We start from the raw sequence: 20,878 nt of genomic DNA, 5'->3' as shown, positions 1-20,878 counted from the left end.
GACTCGGCCAACACGGAAGTTGATCTTGTGCGCCGGATCACTCCGGAAGAACGCGCACGTCCCGGGCCTCCGGACCGGCCTTCGCGCGGCGAATGTCGAACTCCACCCGCTGCCCCTCGGTCAATGACCGGAAGCCCTCACCCTCGACCTCGGTGTAATCCACGAAGACGTCGGGTCCGCCGCCGTCCTCGGTGATGAAGCCGAAGCCCTTCTTGCTGTCGAACCATTTCACGGTGCCCCGTGCCATCTACTGTCCTCACCCATCCGAGCCGTCGATCCAACCGGTCCCGATCCGCCTGCTCATACACCGCGCGTAGCCGCGGCGAGGGCGACGGAGGACCACCGCGTTCGGGGCCTGTGGAGGAAGCGCGCATGCGCAACCGCTCGATGGTCGGCCGATGCCGCAGGCCCCGGCTGCCCAAGTGTGCCATCACCAGCGCGAGGGGGATGGTTCGAGGCGGTCGGCCGCGTCCGGAGAGGCTTCGCGATCCGTTCGGCGAGGTTGCTCGCGGTCACTCGGGGCGACGCTGGCCGACCTCCGGTGGCGGTAGGCGCGTTGCCGACAGGTCTGCGAGCAATACGACCGCGGCCTGCCGCGAGCCGATGTAGTCAGCGGGTTACCGCACGAGGCGCAGTTTCTGCCGTCGATTTCGTCACCCCGAGGCGCGATTTCGTCACGCCCCAGCGGGGTGTGGGCGATGAGTTCGGCGTCGAGGTGCGGGCATTGCGCCATATCGTCGTCGGTGCAGCAGAGCAGGTGGAGCAGATACGCGCGGGCCGCCTGCCGCTGGGCGATCTGCTCGTCGAGCCGGTCGATCTGCTCGGTCACGCTGCGCTGCCACTGGTCGATTCGTGCCGTGCCGGTCGTGACGATCGCGGCGCTGGACAGCGACATTCGGCCGGTGACGCAGCACAGATAGGCCAGGCCGATGCGGCGCAGGTCGGCTTCGTCGTAGCAGCGGCGGCCGCCGCGCCGCCGCGGCGGTGGAATCACCCCCTGCCGCTCCCACCAACGCAGCGTGGCCGGAGTGAGGTCCGTACAGCGCCGCCGCGGCCCGATCGGCAGCGCATGACGTGATGTCGACTTCAGCATCCAGCATTAGGCAAGCCAGCGCAGCGGTGGGCAGGGCCGTTCGCGACTGTTACGACTTCGATGGTCGCACCAGCGTGGTCGACGTCGGCGGCGGAGACGGTACTCTGCTCATTGCCATCGCGCAGCGCCACCCTCAGCTGCGCGGAATCGTCTTCGACAATCCCCAGGGCGCGCACCGGGCAGCCGAGAACATTCGTGCCGCCGGGCTTTCCGACCGTTGCACCGTCACCTTCGGCGACTTCTTCGACGCCGTCCCCGCCGGAGCGGACCTGTATCTGCTCAAATGGATCCTGCACGACTGGGACGACGAACGCGCCGCCCGCATCCTCCACCGATGTCGCACCGCCATGCCCGCCCACGGCAGACTGCTGCTGATCGAGCAACTTCTCCCCGATCCGGCGACCCTGGACGAGACGTACTTCCACGATCTCACCATGCTGGTCATCTACGGCGGCCGCGAACGAAGCCGTGCCGACTTCGAACGGCTCTGCGCCACAGCCGGACTCACGATCACCGGCACGACCGCCATCCCCGATACACCCTCCTCGAGGCGAGGCCCGGCGCGGACCGTCCCGAGCGCGGTCAGGATTGCAGGTAGCGGACCTGGGCCGGCTTGGTCGCGTCGTAGGCCGGGCGGCCGGAAAGGTGTTCGGGCACACCCACCTCCCACCAGGCACCGGACTCGGTCCAGGCGGAGGGCTGGGTGCGGATGATCACCACAGCCGGGCGGGACTGCTGGATCGCGGCGGCGCGGGCATGGGCGTAGGCATTGCGGAAGCCGGGGATGTCGGCGGCCGTGAAGACCGCGCAGCCAAGGGCGTGAGCGTGGGCGGCGAAATCGACTCGAGGCGGGCGGATGTGGTTGGTACGGCAATCCGGGTAGAAGTTGTTGAAGGCGCTGCCGCCCTGGTTCTCCTGCAGGCGCGCGATGACGGCGTAACCGTCGTTGTCGCAGACGACCGCGACCAGCGGGTGACCCGCGAATGCCGCCGAGAACAGCTCGGAGTTCAGCATCAGATAGGACCCGTCGCCGAGCAGGGTGGTGACCAGGCCGCGACGGTGCGCCATGGCCGCGCCCCACGCACCCGCGAGTTCGTAACCCATACAGGAGAAGCCGTATTCGACATCCATCGTCGGCTCACCGCCGTGCGCGCGCCAGCCGCCGATCAGCTCACCGGGCAGGCCACCGGATGCGGTCATCACATAATCGTTGGGCTCGCTGAGATCGTTGACCGCGCCGACGATCTGGGCATAACTGGGAATGCCCGCGGCGGGCGCGCGCAGCTTATCGATATAGGTGTCCCACTCGGCGCGGACCGCCGCGGCTCGCTCGGACCAGGAGCGGTCGACCTGCCAGCCGCTCAGGGCTCTGACCAGATCGCCCAGTGCCGCACCGACATCGCCCACGACCGCGAGGGCGCCATGCTTGACCGCGTCGAAACGCGCGGCGTTGATGCTGACCAACCGGACATCCGGGGCGAATATCGTCCAGGACGCGGTCGTGAAGTCCTGCAGCCGGGTGCCCAGCGCCAGCACCAGATCCGCCTCGGCCGCAAGGGTATTCGCCGAAGACGACCCGGTGATACCCAGCGGGCCCGCGTAGAGCGGATGGTCGTGCCGCACCAGCGTGCGCCCAGCGGTGGTCTCGGTGATCGGAATGCCGTGGCGCTCGGCGAATTCCACCGCGCCGCGCCCCGCCCCGGAGTAGCGGACGCCACCGCCGAGTACCAGCAGCGGCCGCGAGGATTCCCGCAGCGCGTGCGCCGCCGCGGCCACCAGTCGGTGGTCCGGACGCGGTCGAACAAGGGGGTGCACCACCGGCTCGAACAGCGCCGAGGGGAAGTCGAAGGTCTCGGCCTGCACATCCTGCGGCAGCGCCAAGGTCACCGGCCCCGCATCCGCGGCATCGGTGAGGACGCGCGCCACCTGCGGCAGGGTGGCGATCAGTTGCTCGGGCCGAGTGATGCGGTCGAAATAGCGGCTCACCGCCCGGAACGCGTCGTTGACCGTGGCGGTCGCATCGTCGAAGTGCTCCACCTGCTGCAGCACCGGATCGGGGGCGCGACCGACGAAGGTGTCACCCGGAAGCAGCAGCAGCGGTAGCCGATTCGCGTGCGCGACCCCGGCCGCGGTCACCATGTTCAGCGCCCCCGGTCCGATGGAGGAGGTCGCCACCCCGACCTGGCGGCGATGCGTCGCCTTGGCCAGGCCGACTGCGGCCAGGGCCATTCCCTGTTCGGTGTGGCCGCGCCACACCGGCATCACATCGCGCCGCTCCTCCAGCGCGGTGCCGAGCCCGAGCACGTTGCCGTGCCCGAAGATCGCGAAAACCGCAGGGAACAAGGGCACTTCCCGGCCGTCCAGGGTCTCGGAGTGCTGGGCGATCAGCCACGCCACGAGTGCTTGCGCGGTGGTCAGTTTCATGGGAATCGCACCTCGTTCATGCAGTAGTTCGCCCGCGGTGATCGGTCACCGGGCACCGGGGATCGGGCGGTACGCCGTTCCAGCTGTCGCGCACCCACCCGTGGGCCGGGTCGTCGCAGAAGGCCATCGACCGGTCCGGCGCGGGCCCGGCGAGAATGTTGAGGTAGTACATCGGATATCCGGGCGCCGCGATACACGGCCCGTGGTATCCGCGCGGCACGAGAAAGACATCGCCGTCGCGCACCGCCACGTTCTCGTCGAGCGAGCCGTCGGCGGTATAGGTGCGGTGCATGCCGAAACCCTCGCGCGACGGCGTGATCCCGTCCCGCCCGGCGATACGGAAGTAATAGATCTCCTCGTTGACCACCTCGCACTCGCTCGCCTGGTCGTGTTTGTGGGGCGGATACGACGACCAGTTCCCGTCCGGTGTGATGAGCTCACAGGCATTGAGCTTGTCGGCGTGCTCCCACACCCCCGGCACCCCGAAGTTGCTGACCTGTCTGGTCGCCTGCCCCGCCCCGCGCACCTCGACCGGAACGTTGTCCGCCGCACCGTATTTCGGCTCCAGCCGCCGGGTACACCGCGCCATGGGCAGCGCGATCTCGGCGTCCCGCTCTGCCGACAGCTCCACCTCGGCATCGCGCGGGACATAGGCGAAGTCGGTCACCCGCGTGAACACCGACTCCCGACCTTGCAGTTCGAACACCGCGCCGTCCACCCGCACCACACACGAACCGGCCAGTGGCAGCACGAATGCCTCGTATGCTCCGGTGCGCACGACCCGCGATCGCCCCGCGGCCAGGCGCAGCACCCGCAGGCCCGTATAGCTCCACCCCGCCCGCTCCGCGGTCAGCAGTACCGGATCGCCGCGGCCTTCCGGCTCGGAATCCCCGGCGTCCCACAGGGTCGGGGCCGGATGATGCAACGTGCTCATGAGACCTCCTCGCGGGCTCGGCGAGCGCCCGGTAACTCGATCACTGCGCCTCCTTCAGGACCCGGGCGGCCGCCTCCACCGCTCCGGCGACGTCACCGTCGGGCGGGTAGAGCAGGCTGCGGCCGACGACCAGCCCGCGCGCCACATCGTGTCCCAGGGCGCTGCCCCATGACGCCAGGTCGGCGTCGACATCCCCAGAGGGCACGCCACCCAGCACCACCACCGGCAGCGTGGTGGCATCCAGAACCGAAAGATCCTGCGGCGCGGGAATCTTCAACCAGGTATGCGCGGAGGTGACGCCGAGTCCGGAGGCGATGGTGATCGCCCGCTGCAGCGAGGCCGTGTCCTTGTGCATGACCAGCGATCCGGTCGAATCCCGGTGATACGGCAGCGGTTCCACCATTGCCGTCAATCCGTGCACGGCCAGTTCGGAGACCGCCCGCGCGCAGGCGTGCAGGGTCGGTATCGTTCCGGGATCCGAATCCACCAGCCGCAGGAGCATCTTCCCGCCGTCGAGGCGGAAGTTGACCAGCGATTCGGCGTCGTATCCGGTGAACCGGTCGTCGATCTCCCAGTCCGCGCCAGCCAGCCCGCCCCGGTTCATCGAGCCGATGACGACCTTGTCGTGCAGGGCGTCGAGCAGCAGCAGCTCCTCCACGATATCCGGGGAGCCCAGCACCCCGTCGACCGCCGGATTGTCCAGTGCGATCAGCAAGCGCTCCAACAGCATTCGGCGATCCGCCATGGCGGTTCGATCCGATCCCACGCCCAGTGCCCCGCGCGCCGGATGATCGGCCGCCACCAGGAACAGCGTGCCCTGCGCCGAGAGCAGCGATGTCCGGCGTCGCCGATCCGCGTACGCCCGCGCGATCGCGGCCGGATCCGCGGCCCGCACCCGCAGCAGCTCGTGCCAGCGCCGGTCGGTCAGATACACGACATCTCCCCCCTTCCGTCCACGGACACCGGCGACCACCCGATATTCACCACGCTCATCGATGCCGCCTCCGTCCCTGGGGCCGCCACCTCGTCATCGGCACAACATCTCCTCGATCTCCGCCGCGGTGGGCATGGCATCCGCGCACGCCAACCGCGAGGCCACCAGCGCCCCCGCCGCATTCGCATAGGCCGCGATGCGCTGCGGCTCCCATCCGGCCAGCAACCCGTGCACCAGCGCTCCCCCGAACCCGTCCCCCGCCCCGAGCCCGCACACCACCTCGACCCGGCACGGCGGCACGGTCCACCGCTGCTGCGGGGTCGCCACCAGCACGCCCTCCGCGCCACGCTTGATCACCGCGAGTCCCACCCCGCGGGCCAGCAGGCGGTCGGCGGCCTCGTCGGGATCGGCGCTGCCGACCGCCACCTCGACCTCGGTCCGGTTGCCGACGACCGTGTTCACGTGATCGAGCATCCAGTCGATCTCCCGCCGCGCGGTCGCCGCATCCGGCCAGAACATCGGCCGGTAGTCCAGATCCAGCACGGTGTGCCCGAATCTGCCGCGCCGCCGCAGGATTCGTCGCTGGGTCGAGCGCGCCGGTTCGGCGCTGACCCCCGTTCCGGTCACCCACAGCAGCGGCACCGATTCCACCACCTCCCACGGCACATCGTCGTCGGTGAGGGTGAGATCCGGCGCGATCGGCGCCCGATAGAACAGCAGCGGCGGATCGGCGGGCGGGTTGAGCTCGCAGAACACCACCGGCGTCTGCAGCTCCGCCGCGGTGGCCACGTAGCGCGCCGAGACCCCGAACCCCGCCAGCGCGCCGCGCACATAGTCCCCGAATCCGTCGGGCCCCACCTTGGTCAGCACCGCGGTGCGCCGCCCCAGCCGTGCCGCGGCCACCGCCACATTGGTCGCGGTACCGCCCAGGGACTTCGCGAACGAGGTCACCTCGGCCAGGCGCACCCCGCTCTGCTGCGGATACAGATCCACTCCGACCCGCCCGATCGTCAACGCCTCGAGATCGTTCACGGCACCACCCGCTCGAGTTCGTGCTGCAGCGCGTCCAGCTCGGCGCCACCGGCCATCTGCCGCGTCAGCTCGGGCAGGTCGATTTCGGACTTCTCATAGGAGCCGAGCATCGTGCCGCGCTTGAGCAGCAGGAACCGGTCACCGACCGGATAGGCATGGTGCGGATTATGGGTGATCAGCACGACACCCAGGCCGCGGTCGCGGGCCTGCACGACGTAACGCAGCACCACCCCGGCCTGCTTGACGCCCAGCGCCGCGGTCGGCTCGTCCAGGATCAGCACCTTGGCCCCGTAGTGCACCGCCCGCGCGATCGCGATGCACTGACGCTGACCGCCGGACAGCGTCCCGACCGGCTGTTCCATGTCACGCAGCTCGATCCCCATGTCCGACAGCGCCTTCCGGGTGATCTCGTGCCCCTTGCGCCGATCCAGCAACCGCAGCGGTCCGACGCCGAAGGTGGGCTCGGAGCCGAGCACGAAATTGCGCCACACGCTCATCAGCGGCACCACCGCCAGATCCTGGTACACGGTGGCGATACCGCGATCCAGCGATTCGCGGGGCGAGGCGAACCGCGTCGGCTGCCCGTCGATCCTCAGCTCGCCCGCATCGTGCCGATGCACGCCGGCCAGGATCTTGATCAACGTCGACTTGCCCGCGCCGTTGTCGCCAAGCACGCAGGTCACCTCGCCGGGGTTGACGACCGTGGACACGTCCCGCAGTGCGACCACACCGCCGTAACTCTTTCCGATACCGATGGTTTCGATCAGCGGAGCCGTCATCGGCGTACCCTTTCCGCGCGCTTCTTGAATGCGTTGTTCACCAGCACCGCCGACAGCAGCAGCACGCCCAGGAAAAGCATGAACCAGTCGCTGTCCCACCGCGCGAACACGATGCCCTGGCGCGCCATGCCGAAGATCAGCGCACCGATCGCCGCGCCGATCACCGAGCCGAAACCGCCGGTCAGCAGGCAACCGCCGACGACCGCCGCGATGATGTACTGAAACTCCAGCCCGACACCCTGATTGGCCTGCACGCTGGCGAACCGCAGGATGTTGCAGGAGCCGACCACCCATCCGGCGAAGGCGGTCGTCATGAACAGCAGGATCTTGGTGCGCACCGCCGGCACGCCGACGGCGCGGGCGCTGACCAGCGAGCCGCCCACCGCGAAGATCCAGTTGCCGAACCGGGTCCGCACGAGCACCAGCGCCGCGACGGCGGTCAGCACGATCCACCACACCACCGACGCCTGGATGCGAGCGTCGCCGATATTGGTGGTCGAGGCGAAAACCCAGCCCGCCGAGGAGTACCCGGATGCCGATCGGATTCCCGACACCTGGACCGTGCCGGTGATCAGCCGCGTGACGCCGAGATTGAGCCCCTGCAGCGCCAGGAAGGTACCCAGCGTGACGATGAAACTGGGCAGGCCGGTGCGCATCACGACCCAGCCGTTGAGCGCGCCCACACCCAACGCGAAGAGCAGCGAAACCAGCAGCGCGAACCACACATTCCACCCGGCGTGCACGGCCAGCAGCGCGGTCACCAGCGCCGTGGACGCGGTCATCACGCCCGCGGACAGATCGAATTCGCCACCGATCATCAACATCGCCACCGCGACGGCCATGATGCCGAGAGTCGAGGCGTCGTCGAGCCAGGTGGCCACGCCGAGCGGGCTCAGAAACCGGTCGGTAATGATCGAGAAGAACAGGAACACCGCCAGCGCGCCGAGCGCCGCGCCGATCTCGGGCCGCACGATCATCCGGTTCAACAGCGACGCACCGGGCTCGGGTCGACTGGGGCTCGGCTGGGAAATCGTTGTGGCAACACTCATCTCATCCACTCCTGTCCTCAGCGGGTGCCCTGCGATACGAGCTCGGCGATGGCGTCGACATTGGCCTCGTCGACGAAGGCCGGACCGGTCTGCACCGGCGCGCCGCCGCCGACCGTATTCAAATTCGTCCGGTAGGCCCGCAGCAGCACCACCGGCAGATAGCCCTGCTCGTACTGCTGCTGGTCCACCGCGAACAGCAGCTTGCCCGCCCGGATGGCGTCCACCACATCGGAATTGAGATCGAAGGTGGCCACCGCGGCCGTGGCGTGTGCCTCGCCCACCGCCGACACCGCCCGCGCTGCGATCTGTGAATTGAGCGTCAGCACCGCATCGATGGCGTGATCCGCCTCGAGCGCGCCCTTGATGCGCGACTGGGCGTCGGTGGGGTTGTTGATGTCGACCTGCAGCGTGCTCGCATTGCCGAAGCCCTCGGTCGCGCCCGCGCAGCGCTCGTTGGCGCCGATATTGCCCGCCTCGTGGATGACGCAGAGCATCTTGGACTTTCCGGCGTCCTTCAGCCGCTTGCCCGCGGCCAGCCCGGCCGAGCGCTCACTCTGCCCGACATGGCCGATCGCGCCGAACTTCACGCTCTCGGCCTCGCCGGAGTTGATGGTCACCACCGGGATTCCGGCGGCGACGGCGCGTTCGACCGACGGGCGCAGCGCCTCCGGATTCGCCATCGACACCACCAGCCCGTCGACCCGCTGGGCCACGGCGTTATCGACGAGCTTGGCCTGCTGGCCGGGATCGCCCGCGGAGTTGTACTCCACGCGCACGCCGAGGTCCTTACCCGCGGCCTCGGCCCCGTTCTTGACCACATTCCAGAAGGCGTCGCCGGGCGTGCCGTGGGTGACCACGGCGACCGAGTTCAGGGTGCCCGCCGCGACCGGCGTCCGGCTCTGGTCGCCCGGTGCGTCGGCGCCGGGTCCGCTGCACGCGGCCAGCACCGCACCGACGGCCAACCACGGCAGGATGCGCCGCCTGCGGCGCGCTGTCGACATCGTTGTCATGAGGTTTTTCCTACTAGATCCGAGCCGATTCGCATGCGGCGCCGACCTCCGCCAGATAGCGCAGGCTGCGTGCGGTGTCGCGGCTGGGGCCGTCGGCCGGATCACCCGGAGCCAGCGCCGTATCCTGTTCGATCACATACCAGCCCTGATATCCCGCCGTGTGCACGCACCGGACCAGGGACTCGATATCGACATCCCCCTCCCCCAGCGGGGCGTACAGTCCCCGCCGCACGGCCTGGCTGTATTCCATTCTCCCGCCGCGAATCTCGTCGGCGAGGGCGTTTCGCACATCCTTGAGGTGAATGTGGCCGATCCGGTCGGCGTGGCGGCGCGCCAGCGCGACCGGATCGCTCCCGCCGATCAGCAGATGGCCGGTGTCCAGGCAGATGTCGAGATCGGAATCGGCCAGCAGGCGTTCCACGTCGGTCTCGGTCTCGACATGCGTGCCGACGTGCGGATGCAGCACCGCGCGCAGCCCGTGTTCGGTGGCGATATCGCGGATGGTGGCGGCCGTATCGATCAGGGTGCGCCATTCGTGCTCGCTCAGCACCGGCCGCGAGTCGTAGCCGTCCAATCCGGTCGCGGCGGCCAGGACGAGCACCTCCGCGCCCGTGGCGGCGAACAGCGCCGCGCTGCGCCGGGCCGCGGCCAGGGCGGCGCCCGGCGCGGTGTGCAGGGGTAATGCCAGGAACCCGCCGATCGGAGCAATCCCGTAGGGGCTCAACAACTCCCGTAACTCCCGAGGTTCGGCGGGCAGGTAGCCGGGCGGGCCGAATTCGGTCGCGTTGAGTCCGAGTGCGGTCATCTCGGACAGGACGGTGCGCGCCTCGAGCACATGCCCCCAGCCGGGGACCTCGCAGACTCCCCAGGAGATCGGTGCGGCGGCGACGCGCAGCGGATGCAACGGTACGGACATCGGGATCACTCCGACCTGTCGATGCGTAGTGGTGGCTCCGGAATCGTTGGAGCGCTCCAACTATGTAACCTGGATCACGAAGGTGTCAAGCGCCGACCTCCGCTCACAACAGGCGCTCTACCTCGGAAAACCCTCGCATCCTGGCCCTATTCGACATCCCGCGGCATGGATCACTGTCCGGTTGGAGCGCTCTATTGATTGCGTCACCGCAACGCTGTAACGTCCGACACACTCGATCACCGTCGCAGTAGCTCGAAGGATTCACGATGACCCGACCCACCATGGAAGACGTCGCCGCACGGGCAGGCGTCTCCCGCGCGCTGGTCTCGCTGGTCATGCGTGGGTCGCCGAAGGTGAGCGAGCATCGCAGGCGCGCGGTCCTGGCCGCCGCCAAGGAGCTCGGCTACCAGCCGCACGCGATGGCCCGCTCGCTGGCCAGTCGCACCTCCAACATCGTCGGCGTGATGGTCTCGGACCTGCGCAATACGTTCTTCGCCGATGTGGTCGCGGGCATGGACGCCGCCGCGCAGGAGGCCGGGCTGGAGCTGATCCTGAACACCGGCCACCGCAACGCCGCTCGCGAGCGGGCCGCCCTGGAGAGCCTGCTGGCCTTCCGCCCCGGCGGCATCATCCTGCTGTCGCCGGTGCTGCCCGCCTCGGCCATTCGCCAGGCGGCGCAGCAGTGCCCGCTGGTGATGGTGTCTCGCAGTTCGACGATGAGCAATATCGACACCGTCAACGACGACGGCGTTCGGGGCGTCGCCATGGCCGTCGATCACCTCGTGGCCCAGGGTCATCAGCGGATCGTGCACTTCGACGGCGGTGCCGCGTTCTCCGCGGGGCCGCGCCGCCGGGGCTATCTGACCGCCATGGAGCGGCACGGCCTGGAACCGATGGTCGTCCCCAGCGAGCACACCGACGGTGCGGGCCTGGCGGCCGCGAACAAACTGCTGCGGCTGTTCTCCCGCGACAACTTTCCCACCGCACTGGTCTGCGGCAACGACTTCAATGCCATCGGCGCGATGTCCGCGCTGGAGGACGCGGGGCTGCGCGTCCCGCACGACGTCTCGGTCGTCGGCTACGACAATTCGTCGCTGGCCTCGCTGCGGCACATCTCGCTGACCACCATCGACCAGCCCCGCCTCATCATGGGCCGGCTGGCCGTCGAGGCGCTGGTCGAACGGCTGCGCGACGGCCGCACCGAACCGGTGCGCCACCGGGTGGCCCCGATCCTGATCATCCGATCGACGGACGCGCCGCCCGCAGGCAAACCATTCCACACCGACAGGAGCTTCAGATGACCATCAGGTTGGGCCTCGCAGGCACGGGTCGCATCGGCACCTCGCACGCGGAGACGCTCAAGGCGCTGCCCGGCGTCGCGAGCGTGGTGGTCGCCGACGCCGACCGCGAGCGGGCCCGCACCACGGCCACCAAGCTCGGCGTCGAATTCGCCCCGGACATCGAGACCCTGCTGGCCGCCGATATCGCGGGGCTGGTGATCGCCACCGCCACCGATTCGCATCCGGAACTGATCACCAAGGCCGTCGATCGCGGCATACCGGTGTTCTGTGAGAAGCCGGTGGCCGCCGATATCGCGGGCACTCTCGAGGTCATCCGGCACGTCGAGAACGGTTCGGTGCCGGTGCAGATCGGTTTCCAGCGCCGCTTCGACATCGGCTACGCCGCGGCTCGGGCCGCGGTGGCGGCGGGCGAGCTGGGCTGGCTGCACACCCTGCGGGCGACCACCCTCGACCCCGCCCCGCCGCCCGCCGAATACATTCCGCGGTCGGGCGGGTTGTTCCGCGATTGCGGCGTCCACGATTTCGACATCATCCGCTGGGTCACCGGGCGGGAGGTGGCCGAGGTGTTCGTCCTGGGCGGCAACCGCGGCGAGCGGTTCTTCGCAGACGCCGGGGATGTGGACACCGCCGCAGTGGTCATGCGGATGGACGACGGGGCGCTGGCGACGGTGTCGCTCGGCCGCTACAACGGCGCGGGCTACGACGTGCGCCTGGAGGTGCTCGGCTCCCGGGGCAATGCCGTTGTGGGACTGGATGATCGGTCACCGCTGCGGTCGGTCGAACCGGACTATCCGGCGTCGCCGTATCCGGCGTATCCGGGCTTCATGGAACGCTTCCGCCGCGCCTACACCGAGGAGCTGAGGATCTTCCTCTCGGTCGTCACCGGCGAAACCGAGAATCCGTGCGAACCGATCGATGCGCTCGAGGCCTTCTACATCGCCGAGGCGTGCGAGCTCTCGCGGCGCGAGCGGAGGCCGGTGGCCGTCGAGGAGGTGCGGATCTGAGGCCGGATCACAACCACCCGATATCGAGGTCGGCGACGACGCCGTAGTGGTCGCTGGCCTGCACGCCGTCGACGGGCCTGTCGAAGGCGACTGCGGCACCGCGGATCCGGGCATAGGACCGGGGATGTGCGTAGGGCCCGGCGACGAAGATGTAATCGATCCGACGGCGATGGCCCGGCTGCCGGACCAGCTGCTCGATATCGGTTGCGGCGTTCGGATTATCGGCCGACCAGGTGTGCCCCGGTCCGTCCCCGGCCACCTCCCACACATCGTGGTAGTAGCCACTGCGCCCCGACAGCGATTGCCGTCCGGTGAGGTATCGAATGCTCGCGGTGTCCGGGTCGGCATTGAAGTCGCCCGCCATGATCGTCGGGAGTTCGGTGCGGTGGCGGGCGTCGAGGTCGGTCAATGCCAGGGCCTGCCGCTCCCGTTCGACCTCCGCGTCGAGCCGGAACGACGTGGCGGTGCCGACGAACAAGATCTCGCCCAGTCCCGGCAGCGGCACCAGCGCGGCCAGGGTGAGGTAGGCGAGATCGGTGGCCCCGGCGCCGCGCAGATCCAGGGCCTCCACGATGCGAGGCGGCCAGCGGCTGGCCACCAGCGTGCCACCGGTCTCCGCCGCGCGCGGTGAAACGGTCGCCCCCGTCTGGGCCTGGTGGACGGCGTGCAGATCGGTTCCCACGACCAGCGTGCTCACCTGCTCGGGCAAAACCTCCTGTAGTGCAAGGAGATCGGGTGCCAGCCGCCGCAGTTCGGCATTGATGACCGCCGGTCGCGCCGCCGCATCGCCCTCGTCGTTCCAGATGTTCAGTGTCACGACTCGGAGACGCATAACGGCCGGGTTGCCGCGGGACGGCAGCCCAAACCGCGACGGCGCGACCGGCGGTCGGCCCGTTACTTCTCGATGTTCTCGAAGTCGAACAGACCGTTCCAGGTCAGCGGCGCCTTCTTCACCTTCTCCGAGTGTCCCGCCTCGGCCATGTAGTCGAGCACCGGGATATCCGCCATATCTCGCAGCAGCAGGGTCTGCGCCTGCGCGACCACCTTGTAGGACTCCTCCGGTGTCGGTGCGGCCTGCGCCTGCGCGATCAGCCGGTCGAATTCCGGATTCTTGTAGTCGACGTCGTTGGTCTCCGAACTCGACAGGTACTGCGAGGTCAGGAACTGGAACATCGAGGGGTAATCGCCCTGCCAGCCGTAGCGGAAGGCCTTACCGATCGTGCGGGAGCTGACCAGATCCCGGATCTGCTTGAAGGTCGGATACGGGGTGGCGACGGCATCGATGCCGAGGGTGTTCTTGATGCTGTTGGCGACCGCCTCGATCCAGTCCTGATGACCGCCGTCGGAGTTGTAGGCGATCTCGAAGCGGCCCGACCACGGCGAGAGGGCATTGGCCTGCGCCCAGAGCTTCTTGGCCTCCTCGGGGTTGTACTGGAGAAACTCCACCCCGGGCAGATCACCACGGAAGCCGGGCAGGGTCGCCGCGGTGAAGTCCCGCGCCGGGATCTTGGTTCCCTTCCAGATGGTGTCGCAGATCTGCTGCCGGTTGATCGCCATCGAAATCGCCCTGCGGCGCAGCACACCCTCTTCACCACCGAAGTGCGGCGTACTCGGCTGGATGCCGACATGCTGGTTCTGCGCGGTGGGCTTGCCGATCGCCCGGTCACCCAGATCCTGTTTGAACGACGACAGCGCGCTTGTCGGAATGGTGTCCAGGGCGTCGAGGTTACCGGCCAGCAGGTCGGCGTACGCGGTGTCGAAGGACTGGTACATCACGAACCGCAGGCCCTTGTTCTTGGGCTTGCGACCGCCGGGATAGTCCGGGTTGGGCACCAGGTCGATCTGCACATTGTGCTGCCACGCACCGGAATTGGCGAACTTGTAGGGGCCGTTGCCGATCGGGTTCTCGCCGAAGGCCTTCATATCCTTGAACGCCACGTCCGGCATGGGGTAGAACGCCGCGAATCCGAGCGAGAGTTCGAAGTCGATCGACGGCTGCTTCAGATCGACGGTGAAGGTCTTGTCGTCGATCACCTTCAGACCCGACAGCGTCTGCGCCGTAGGCGGATTCGACGACACCTGGTCGAAGCCCGCGATCGACGAGTACGCCCAGTTCAGGTTCTGACCGTTGGTGCCGAGCGCACCGTAGTTCCAGGCATCCACGAAGGACTTGGCCGTCACCGGCGTGCCGTCGATGAACTTCCAGTCCTTGAGCGTGATCTTGTAATGCTGCCGGTCGGTGGTCTCGATAGCCTGCGCTACCTCGTTGTAGGCCTTGCCGTCCGCGTCGTAGTACTTGAGTCCGGCGAACAACCGGTCGAGGACACGGCCGCCCATGTTCTCGTTGGTGTTGGTGGGCACCAGCGGGTTCTGCGGCTCACCGGCATTCACCGTCACGATGTCGCCGCTACCGCCGTCGCCCGAGGTACATCCGGCCACGGTCAGCCCGGTCGCCACCACGGCGGCGGCGACCAGCGCACCAAATCTTGTGAATCTCAACGCGCTCTCCGTTCTCGAGATGGTCGAGGTCTGCCCCGACAGCCCCGAATTGATCTCGGACAGTAGCCATTTGAAGGAAGGTTGTCATGCATATCGGAGAGAAAAGACCAGTCGTTCGCTCAGTTTTTCACAGGTGAGCCGCGTCACCCTTCCGCGACATATAGAGCGCATGTTCCAATTCAATATGGAACAAGCACTCTAGAAAGGTGACTGTCATGGGTGTGGTCAACATCCACGAACGGCGCTTACCCGGCACCGAGGCAGCGGTCGGCGCGCTGATCGATAGTCTTGCCAGCGAGGACGATCGGCTGTGGCCGGTGGACCGCTGGACCGGCCCGCGGTTCGACCGACCGTTGCGAGTGGGCGCGGTCGGCGGCCACGGACCCATCCGCTACTGGGTGGAGGAGTATCAGCCCGGGCACTGGATCCGCTTCCGCTTCACCGGCCCACGCGGCTTCGAGGGTTTTCACGAGTTCACGGTCCACGCCGACGGCGACCATGCGGTCACGCTGCGCCACCTGATCGCCATGCACGTCCACGGACTCACCCGGCTCACCTGGCCGCTGGCCATTCGTTGGCTGCACGACGCCTGCCTCGAGGATCTGCTCGACCGCGCCGAGCGGCAGCTCACCGGATCGGTGCGCCGCCCGGCGCGGTGGAGCCCGGTGGTGCGCGGGCTGCGCGCGCTCACCCGAATGCTGGGGGTGCCGGAATGACAGTCGGATTCATCGCCTTTCACTATCCCGCGCCCGAACAGCTCGAGCGGTTTGTCGACCGCGTCCATCGGGTGCGCGACGTGCTGTGCACGACAGCGGGCTGCGTCTCGGTCGACTGCTGGGTGACCGAAGACGGCAAAGCCGTTGTCTCGGCGGCTCATTGGGAAAGCGAACGGGAGTATGCCGAGGCGTTCGCGACCCTTCCGACCGCGGAGGTCGACATTGCCTTCGACGAGCGGGAAATCCGACCACGGGAGATCTTCACGCTGTACTCGTGTTGAACGCCCGACGACCGGACCGGCGTTAGGGGCCGGGTAAATAACCCCTATTACGAATCCGCTTTCGTTCTGCCCGAAGGTTTTTGGGGTTTGTGATAGGGGTCGCACCGCTAGCATGGGGTGGCATTGGCCGGGTCGCCCGGCCCGGCTGATCTGCACCTACTCTCCGCACTTCCTCCGAAGCGAGGCCGCCGTGAAACGTCAACGCCTACTACCCGTGGTCATCGCCACCCTTGCCCTGTCGCTGGGGCCGGGCTCGCTGGCGGTGGCCGAACCCACCCCGGCCGCTCCGGCCACCGAGCTCCAGGCCCAGCCCTATTGTTACGACGAACCCTCCAATCCCACAGCCGATTTGAGCGACCTGAAGGCCAGGTTCAATCGCTCGAACTGGATGAAGACCCTCCAGGAGATGTACAAGCGACGCTGGCCCAGCGGTGAGAAGCTGGCCATCGCGCAGGCCAAGGACCCGCACTGGAATCAGTTCGTGGAGACCCGCAGTTTCGAGGCATTCGCCGAATCGATGATGGTCGCGATCCACGAGGAGACCCACATGTGGGACCTGGACGCGGCGCGCACCGAGTGGGACAACTACACCGCGTCCTGGATCAACGCCTCGCAGCAGCTGCTGAAAATCCCGCTGCACGACGGCTTTCCGCGCCGCGAGATCCTGCCCTTGATCAAGGACAACCTCAGCAAGGATATGGACGACATCTACCTGCGCGACCGTCAGCAGGGCGACTACCACTTCCAGGGCGTGACCGCCGAGCTCAACGCCGGCCTCATGGGCCTGCCCGCGGCGACCGTCGTACAGGATTACATCAAGGGCATCGGCGCCTCCAATTCCCGCGACATCGCCGCCACCAACCTGCGCTACCTGTTGCTCTACCTGCGCGTGGCCAAGGACAAGCACCCCGCCTTCTGGAACAAGATCAAGAACGAGCAGAAGGTCCGCGACCTGGTCCTGATCCAGTTCCTGCGCACCGCCTACTGGTTGGAGAAGTCCGCACCCTACGGCAGCAAACTGGGTAGCCCCGCGGCCGACAAGATCACCCAGCAGAACTACTCGAAGGAGAACATCGCCATCCTCGAGGAGTTCACCGGCCGCAAGGTCCGCACCGACACCCAGAAGAACTGCACCGCTTCCTGAATCCCGCTCGGCGCCACCATCGCCCTGGGGTGTGGAGACCCATCGTCACCACACCGGCGCGCCGACCGGCCGGAGCCCGGAATGCGCCGGACGCATTCCGGGCTCTGTCGGATACGTGTGGAGCGCTGCGAGCTACCTACCCGCGATCTCCCGCCGCGGGGCCTTCGGAAAGTTCTGCTCGTCGAACAGCACCCATTGCTCGACAGCGATCTCGTACATTCGCGAGGCTCCCTCCGGCATGGCCCCGAGCACCCCTGCCGCCCGCGGCCAGCGGTTCACGAACGCCGCGATCTCGGCTTCGATGCCCTCGCCCGGCAACTGTCGCACGCGCCCGGTGAACGAGACCCCGCGGGCCGTCAGCCCCAGTTCCTCGGGCGGATTGTCCAGAATCGCCCCGGCGACGGCCGGATCGCATCGAATGTTCCCCGGATGCAGCCGATCCCGGCGGGAGACGAAGCGCAACCGGTCGGGCCGGAGTTCCGGCACGTACCAGACGGTGCAGACACTTGGAGCGCCACTCGCGGATACGGTCGCCAGCTGCAGCAAGCGGGCACGGGCGACATATTCCTCCAACAGTTCCCGTTCGTCCATGGGCTCATCTCTACTTCACGATGTTCTCGAAATCGAAAAGCCCGCTCCAGGTGAGGGGTGCCTGCCGCACGGCAGGTGCGCGGCCCGCCGCGGCGACGAAGTCCAGGACCGGAATGTCGGCCATATCACGGAACAGGACCGCCTGCGCGCGGGCGACCAGTTCATGGGATTCACCGGGAGTCGGGGCGGCTTGCGCCGCGTCGATGAGGCGGTCGAATTCCGGGTTGCCGTAGCCGATGTCGTTGGATCCGGAGGTGCTGTAGTAGTTCGCCGTGAGAACTTCCAGCATCGACGGGTAATGTCCCTGCCAGCCGTGCCGGTATGCCTTACCGATGGTGCGCCCGGTGATCGCCGCGCGGAAGTTGCTGAAGGTCGGATACGGCACACTGATCGCGTCGATGCCGAGGGTGTTCTTGATACTGTTCACCACGGCGTCGATCCAGCTCTGGTGATTGCCGTCGGCGTTGTAGGCCAGTTCGAGGCGGCCGGACCACGGGGCTATCGAGTTCGCCTGCTGCCACAGCTTTTTCGCCTCCCCCGGCTCGTATCGCAGCACCTCCGATCCGGGTGTGGCAGGATCGAATCCGGGCAGCGTCGCGACCGTGAACCCCTTTGCCGGAATCCGGGCACCCCGGAAGATGTTGTCACAGAGCTGTTCCCGATTTATCGCCATCGACAGCGCCTTGCGTCGCAGTATCCCCTCGGCCCCCGTGAAGTGCGGCACGTTGTTCTGAATCCCGATCAGATCGTTCTGCGACATCGGCTTGGTCATGGCTCGATCCCCCAGATCCGCGCGATAGGTCGACAGCGCCGAATCCGGAATCCGGTCCAGCGCATCGAGATTCCCCGCCTGCAGATCGGCATAGGCGGTATCGAAGGACTGGTACATCACGAACCGCAACCCCTTGTTGCGCGCCGGCCGCCCCCCGCGATAGTCCGGATTGGCTCGCACCTCGATGGCCACATTGTGCCGCCACTCCTCGAACCGATACGGCCCATTCCCCACCGGCCGCTCCCCGAACGCCTTCATATCCCGGAACGCCACCTCCGGCAACGGATAGAACGACGCATGGCCCAACCCCAACTCGAAGTCGATCGACGGCCGCTTCAACTCGACGGTAAAGGTCCTGTCATCCACCACCTTCAACCCCGACATGGTCTGCGCCCGAGGCGGTTTCGCCGCCACCTCGTCATACCCCGCAATCGGCGTGAAGATCCAATTCTGCACCTGGGCATTGCTCCCGAGCGCCCCGAAATTCCACGCATCCACGAACGACTTCGCCGTCACCGCCGACCCATCGGTGAACTTCCAGTCCTTGATGGTGATCCGATAGTGCCGCCTGTCACTGGTCTCGATCGACTCCGCCACCTCGTTGTGCGCATTCCCCTCGGCGTCGTAGTACTTCAGCCCGGCGAACAGCCGCTCGACGACCCGGCTACCGAAGTTGTCGTTGACGGCGGTGGGGATCAGGGGGTTCTGGGGTTCGGCGCCGTTGACCGTGACGAGGTCGTCCGAGGCGGCCGGTGACGAACAGCCCACCGCCCCCACACCCGCCACCACCAGAATCGCGACAACGGCCGCGCCGACTCGCTGGACTCCCATAGCGCTCCCTGACATCGAGACCAACCGACCCGACCCGCGGTACACCCACATCGCCAGCGACGCCATCGGACCGACTCGAATCTCCACGGACACTAACGATCCCGTGCGGAAGTGTCGGCGATTCGCCGCGATCGCCGATGGTCGGACGATGTCTCGACCTCGAGCATGGTCGGGGTTTGGCACGATCCGCACGCAGCCGTCCTTGACCTCAACCCTGGTTTGCGTTCTACCGTCCGGCCATGACCTTCACCGAAGCCGAACGCGGCTACCTCGCCACCCAGCGCCTGGCCCGCCTCGCAACCGTCAGTCCCTCCGGCAAGCCGCAGATCGTTCCCGTCGGTTTTCGGTTGAATTCCGATCACACGATCGACATCGGCGGGCCGACGCCGACCGCGGCTCGGTATCGGAATGTGCGGGCCAATCCCAATGTGAGCATCGTGATCGACGATATGACGCCCGATGATCCGAGTGCGGTCAAGCCCGGATGGGGGCGAGGGATGGAGATTCGGGGGGTTGCGGAGGTGGTGACGGTCGAGGTTGCGCCGGTGGCGCCGGAGTGGTTCTGCGACGAGATAATTCGGATTCGGCCGCGGCGGGTGCGGAGTTGGCACATCGACCCGCGAAATCCACAGGGGGGTGTGCGAGGCGTGGGGTGATTCCGGTCCGGGAGGTCCCCGAGGGGGCTCATACTCGAGGATGAAATCGACCCGGAGGTCGGGCTGGCACCCGTGACGGGGGCGGGGGTGTGAGCGAGAGTGGTTGGAGCGGAACCACGTTGGGAGGTTGTCTTGAGCTCGAATATCAGGCGCGCGGCGGCTCGGGTGGCGGTTGCCGGGGCTCTTGTGGTCGCTCCTGTTGGGACTCTTGCGGTTTCGGCTCAGGCCGAGGCGGTGAGGGCGCCGGTTGCCGCCGAGATCGGGCACGACTACTGGAGTAATCCGTGGGACCGGTTCCTGCCGTGGGACCGGAACCGCAACGACCGCCGGGACGACTGCGATCCCTACGATCGCCGCCACCACCATCCGGGTCAGGGGTGGCATCGGGTTGTCCCGCCGGGCTGGTTCGGCAGTAGCTGACCGGCCACCCCAACGGCCCGGCGCCCCGAGCAGGAGCCGGGCCGTTGGTCTGCGGGGCGCTCACTTGAAGGTCGCGTTGATTTCCTTGATCAAACCCCCGGGTACCTCGAAGCTCTCGGTCACCTCGGCGGTCTTCAGCTTCACGCCGAACAGGCCGGTGTCCAGCCGATAGTGCGTGTCCACGTGGTCGCCGTTGGTGGTGACCGTCAGGTCGTAGATGGCGGTGATGATCCGATACTGCGGGCCGTATTCCAGCTGGAACTTCAGGTCGGCGCCGGAGAAGCCGGTGGGGACGCCGTTCTCGACGCGGTGCGCGTCGGGGGCGAGGGGGACGTTCGAGGCGTTGTGCGAGAGCAGGGCGGCGATGTAGGCGCGAGCCGCGGATTCGGCGGGCGAAACCGGCTCGGCATGGGCGGTCGCGGGCACGGCGACGAGCCCGGCCAGCGCCGCGATTGCGAGGGATTTGCGGATCATCCGCGTAGTTTAGACAAG

At 67.5% G+C, this 20,878-nt stretch carries 22 protein-coding genes and 1 pseudogene; 8 read left to right on the top strand and 15 right to left on the bottom strand.

Features of this window, described 5'->3' with window-relative positions:
* Window positions 1-37: 37 nt before the first annotated feature.
* Together NDR87_RS21875 and NDR87_RS21870 are read right to left on the bottom strand one after the other, a co-directional pair.
* Window positions 38-247, bottom strand: coding sequence for a cold-shock protein (locus tag NDR87_RS21875; RefSeq protein ID WP_251914877.1), 210 nt, complete (start codon window positions 245-247; stop codon window positions 38-40).
* Window positions 248-430: 183 nt separating this feature from the next.
* Entirely contained in the window at window positions 431-1,093 is a 663-nt protein-coding gene (locus tag NDR87_RS21870; RefSeq protein WP_251914876.1) for a MerR family transcriptional regulator, read from the bottom strand.
* Here NDR87_RS21870 and NDR87_RS37925 point away from each other — a divergent pair.
* Window positions 1,078-1,539 (top strand): annotated as a pseudogene (locus NDR87_RS37925) (methyltransferase); the annotation flags it as partial. The gene NDR87_RS21870 and the pseudogene NDR87_RS37925 overlap by 16 nt on opposite strands.
* A gap of 136 nt (window positions 1,540-1,675) precedes the next feature.
* On the opposite strand, the gene iolD reads toward NDR87_RS37925, so the two are convergent.
* The 8 genes from iolD to NDR87_RS21825 form a co-directional block, all read right to left on the bottom strand.
* On the bottom strand, window positions 1,676-3,517 hold the full coding sequence (gene iolD / locus NDR87_RS21860; protein ID WP_251914874.1) for a 3D-(3,5/4)-trihydroxycyclohexane-1,2-dione acylhydrolase (decyclizing): 1,842 nt from the start codon (window positions 3,515-3,517) through the stop codon (window positions 1,676-1,678).
* Window positions 3,518-3,533: 16 nt separating this feature from the next.
* The gene (gene iolB / locus NDR87_RS21855; protein WP_251914873.1) at window positions 3,534-4,451 is read right to left on the bottom strand and encodes a 5-deoxy-glucuronate isomerase; all 918 of its coding nucleotides are present in this window, start codon (window positions 4,449-4,451) and stop codon (window positions 3,534-3,536) included.
* 40 nt (window positions 4,452-4,491) lie between these two features.
* On the bottom strand, window positions 4,492-5,385 hold the full coding sequence (locus NDR87_RS21850; RefSeq protein WP_251914872.1) for an aldolase: 894 nt from the start codon (window positions 5,383-5,385) through the stop codon (window positions 4,492-4,494).
* Window positions 5,386-5,478: 93 nt separating this feature from the next.
* Window positions 5,479-6,417 carry a 5-dehydro-2-deoxygluconokinase gene (gene iolC / locus NDR87_RS21845; RefSeq protein WP_251914871.1) on the bottom strand — a complete coding sequence of 313 codons (939 nt, stop codon included), beginning with the start codon at window positions 6,415-6,417 and terminating at the stop codon, window positions 5,479-5,481.
* Window positions 6,414-7,196, bottom strand: coding sequence for an ATP-binding cassette domain-containing protein (locus tag NDR87_RS21840; RefSeq protein ID WP_251914870.1), 783 nt, complete (start codon window positions 7,194-7,196; stop codon window positions 6,414-6,416). The genes iolC and NDR87_RS21840 overlap by 4 nt, the downstream gene beginning before the upstream one ends.
* Complete coding sequence (locus NDR87_RS21835) at window positions 7,193-8,245, bottom strand: ABC transporter permease (protein ID WP_251914869.1); 1,053 nt, start codon at window positions 8,243-8,245, stop codon at window positions 7,193-7,195. The genes NDR87_RS21840 and NDR87_RS21835 overlap by 4 nt, the downstream gene beginning before the upstream one ends.
* Before the next feature lie 17 nt (window positions 8,246-8,262).
* Complete coding sequence (locus NDR87_RS21830) at window positions 8,263-9,255, bottom strand: sugar ABC transporter substrate-binding protein (RefSeq protein ID WP_251914868.1); 993 nt, start codon at window positions 9,253-9,255, stop codon at window positions 8,263-8,265.
* 13 nt (window positions 9,256-9,268) lie between these two features.
* Window positions 9,269-10,171, bottom strand: a complete 903-nt coding sequence (locus NDR87_RS21825) for a TIM barrel protein (protein WP_251914867.1) — start codon at window positions 10,169-10,171, stop codon at window positions 9,269-9,271.
* Between the two features lie 266 nt (window positions 10,172-10,437).
* On the opposite strand from NDR87_RS21825, the gene NDR87_RS21820 reads away from it, so the two are divergent.
* Window positions 10,438-11,472, top strand: a complete 1,035-nt coding sequence (locus NDR87_RS21820) for a LacI family DNA-binding transcriptional regulator (RefSeq protein ID WP_251914866.1) — start codon at window positions 10,438-10,440, stop codon at window positions 11,470-11,472.
* Complete coding sequence (locus tag NDR87_RS21815; RefSeq protein ID WP_251914865.1) at window positions 11,469-12,476, top strand: Gfo/Idh/MocA family oxidoreductase; 1,008 nt, start codon at window positions 11,469-11,471, stop codon at window positions 12,474-12,476. Before NDR87_RS21820 ends, NDR87_RS21815 begins: the two co-directional genes overlap by 4 nt.
* A gap of 7 nt (window positions 12,477-12,483) precedes the next feature.
* Here NDR87_RS21815 and NDR87_RS21810 read toward each other — a convergent pair whose 3' ends face one another.
* Window positions 12,484-13,293: an endonuclease/exonuclease/phosphatase family protein gene (locus NDR87_RS21810; protein ID WP_251914864.1), complete on the bottom strand. Its 810-nt coding sequence runs from the start codon at window positions 13,291-13,293 to the stop codon at window positions 12,484-12,486.
* A 77-nt stretch (window positions 13,294-13,370) separates the two neighbouring features.
* Window positions 13,371-14,975, bottom strand: a complete 1,605-nt coding sequence (locus NDR87_RS21805; RefSeq protein WP_251914863.1) for an ABC transporter substrate-binding protein — start codon at window positions 14,973-14,975, stop codon at window positions 13,371-13,373.
* A 215-nt stretch (window positions 14,976-15,190) separates the two neighbouring features.
* Here NDR87_RS21805 and NDR87_RS21800 point away from each other — a divergent pair, with 215 nt between their 5' ends.
* The 3 genes from NDR87_RS21800 (at window position 15,191) to NDR87_RS21790 (ending at window position 17,116) form a co-directional block, all read left to right on the top strand.
* Window positions 15,191-15,691 (top strand): SRPBCC family protein, encoded by a 501-nt coding sequence (locus NDR87_RS21800; RefSeq protein WP_251914862.1) that lies wholly within the window; start codon window positions 15,191-15,193, stop codon window positions 15,689-15,691.
* Window positions 15,688-15,972, top strand: a complete 285-nt coding sequence (locus tag NDR87_RS21795; RefSeq protein ID WP_251914861.1) for an antibiotic biosynthesis monooxygenase — start codon at window positions 15,688-15,690, stop codon at window positions 15,970-15,972. Before NDR87_RS21800 ends, NDR87_RS21795 begins: the two co-directional genes overlap by 4 nt.
* A 190-nt stretch (window positions 15,973-16,162) precedes the next feature.
* Window positions 16,163-17,116 carry a hypothetical protein gene (locus NDR87_RS21790; RefSeq protein WP_251914860.1) on the top strand — a complete coding sequence of 318 codons (954 nt, stop codon included), beginning with the start codon at window positions 16,163-16,165 and terminating at the stop codon, window positions 17,114-17,116.
* 132 nt (window positions 17,117-17,248) lie between these two features.
* Here NDR87_RS21790 and NDR87_RS21785 read toward each other — a convergent pair whose 3' ends face one another.
* Together NDR87_RS21785 and NDR87_RS21780 are read right to left on the bottom strand one after the other, a co-directional pair.
* Window positions 17,249-17,707 carry a pyridoxamine 5'-phosphate oxidase family protein gene (locus NDR87_RS21785; protein ID WP_251914859.1) on the bottom strand — a complete coding sequence of 153 codons (459 nt, stop codon included), beginning with the start codon at window positions 17,705-17,707 and terminating at the stop codon, window positions 17,249-17,251.
* A gap of 10 nt (window positions 17,708-17,717) precedes the next feature.
* Window positions 17,718-19,310, bottom strand: a complete 1,593-nt coding sequence (locus NDR87_RS21780; RefSeq protein ID WP_251914858.1) for an ABC transporter substrate-binding protein — start codon at window positions 19,308-19,310, stop codon at window positions 17,718-17,720.
* A 239-nt stretch (window positions 19,311-19,549) separates the two neighbouring features.
* Here NDR87_RS21780 and NDR87_RS21775 point away from each other — a divergent pair, with 239 nt between their 5' ends.
* Entirely contained in the window at window positions 19,550-19,966 is a 417-nt protein-coding gene (locus NDR87_RS21775) for a PPOX class F420-dependent oxidoreductase (protein WP_251914857.1), read from the top strand.
* A 234-nt stretch (window positions 19,967-20,200) separates the two neighbouring features.
* Complete coding sequence (locus NDR87_RS21770) at window positions 20,201-20,386, top strand: hypothetical protein (RefSeq protein ID WP_251914856.1); 186 nt, start codon at window positions 20,201-20,203, stop codon at window positions 20,384-20,386.
* A 60-nt stretch (window positions 20,387-20,446) separates the two neighbouring features.
* Here the strand turns inward: NDR87_RS21770 and NDR87_RS21765 are convergent, their stop codons facing one another.
* A complete protein-coding gene (locus tag NDR87_RS21765; protein ID WP_251914855.1) occupies window positions 20,447-20,860 on the bottom strand; it encodes an alanine and proline-rich secreted protein Apa in 414 nt (137 codons plus the stop codon).
* Window positions 20,861-20,878 lie beyond the last annotated feature (18 nt).

The sequence above is a fragment of the Nocardia sp. CDC159 genome (genome assembly GCF_023740735.1).
GTDB lineage: Bacteria > Actinomycetota > Actinomycetes > Mycobacteriales > Mycobacteriaceae > Nocardia > Nocardia pulmonis.
This window is presented reverse-complemented; position numbering and strand designations above follow the sequence as displayed.

Coding starts and splice junctions, on each gene's coding strand:
- NDR87_RS21820 (WP_251914866.1), top strand. CDS start 10,438: ATGACCCGACCCACCATGGAAGACGTCGCCGCACGGGCAGGCGTCTCC.
- iolB (WP_251914873.1), bottom strand. CDS start 4,451: ATGAGCACGTTGCATCATCCGGCCCCGACCCTGTGGGACGCCGGGGAT.
- NDR87_RS21800 (WP_251914862.1), top strand. CDS start 15,191: ATGGGTGTGGTCAACATCCACGAACGGCGCTTACCCGGCACCGAGGCA.
- NDR87_RS21840 (WP_251914870.1), bottom strand. CDS start 7,196: ATGACGGCTCCGCTGATCGAAACCATCGGTATCGGAAAGAGTTACGGC.
- iolD (WP_251914874.1), bottom strand. CDS start 3,517: ATGAAACTGACCACCGCGCAAGCACTCGTGGCGTGGCTGATCGCCCAG.
- NDR87_RS21775 (WP_251914857.1), top strand. CDS start 19,550: ATGACCTTCACCGAAGCCGAACGCGGCTACCTCGCCACCCAGCGCCTG.
- NDR87_RS21785 (WP_251914859.1), bottom strand. CDS start 17,707: ATGGACGAACGGGAACTGTTGGAGGAATATGTCGCCCGTGCCCGCTTG.
- NDR87_RS21835 (WP_251914869.1), bottom strand. CDS start 8,245: ATGAGTGTTGCCACAACGATTTCCCAGCCGAGCCCCAGTCGACCCGAG.
- NDR87_RS21815 (WP_251914865.1), top strand. CDS start 11,469: ATGACCATCAGGTTGGGCCTCGCAGGCACGGGTCGCATCGGCACCTCG.
- NDR87_RS21765 (WP_251914855.1), bottom strand. CDS start 20,860: ATGATCCGCAAATCCCTCGCAATCGCGGCGCTGGCCGGGCTCGTCGCC.
- NDR87_RS21795 (WP_251914861.1), top strand. CDS start 15,688: ATGACAGTCGGATTCATCGCCTTTCACTATCCCGCGCCCGAACAGCTC.
- NDR87_RS21870 (WP_251914876.1), bottom strand. CDS start 1,093: ATGCTGAAGTCGACATCACGTCATGCGCTGCCGATCGGGCCGCGGCGG.
- NDR87_RS21780 (WP_251914858.1), bottom strand. CDS start 19,310: ATGGGAGTCCAGCGAGTCGGCGCGGCCGTTGTCGCGATTCTGGTGGTG.
- NDR87_RS21875 (WP_251914877.1), bottom strand. CDS start 247: ATGGCACGGGGCACCGTGAAATGGTTCGACAGCAAGAAGGGCTTCGGC.
- NDR87_RS21830 (WP_251914868.1), bottom strand. CDS start 9,255: ATGACAACGATGTCGACAGCGCGCCGCAGGCGGCGCATCCTGCCGTGG.
- NDR87_RS21825 (WP_251914867.1), bottom strand. CDS start 10,171: ATGTCCGTACCGTTGCATCCGCTGCGCGTCGCCGCCGCACCGATCTCC.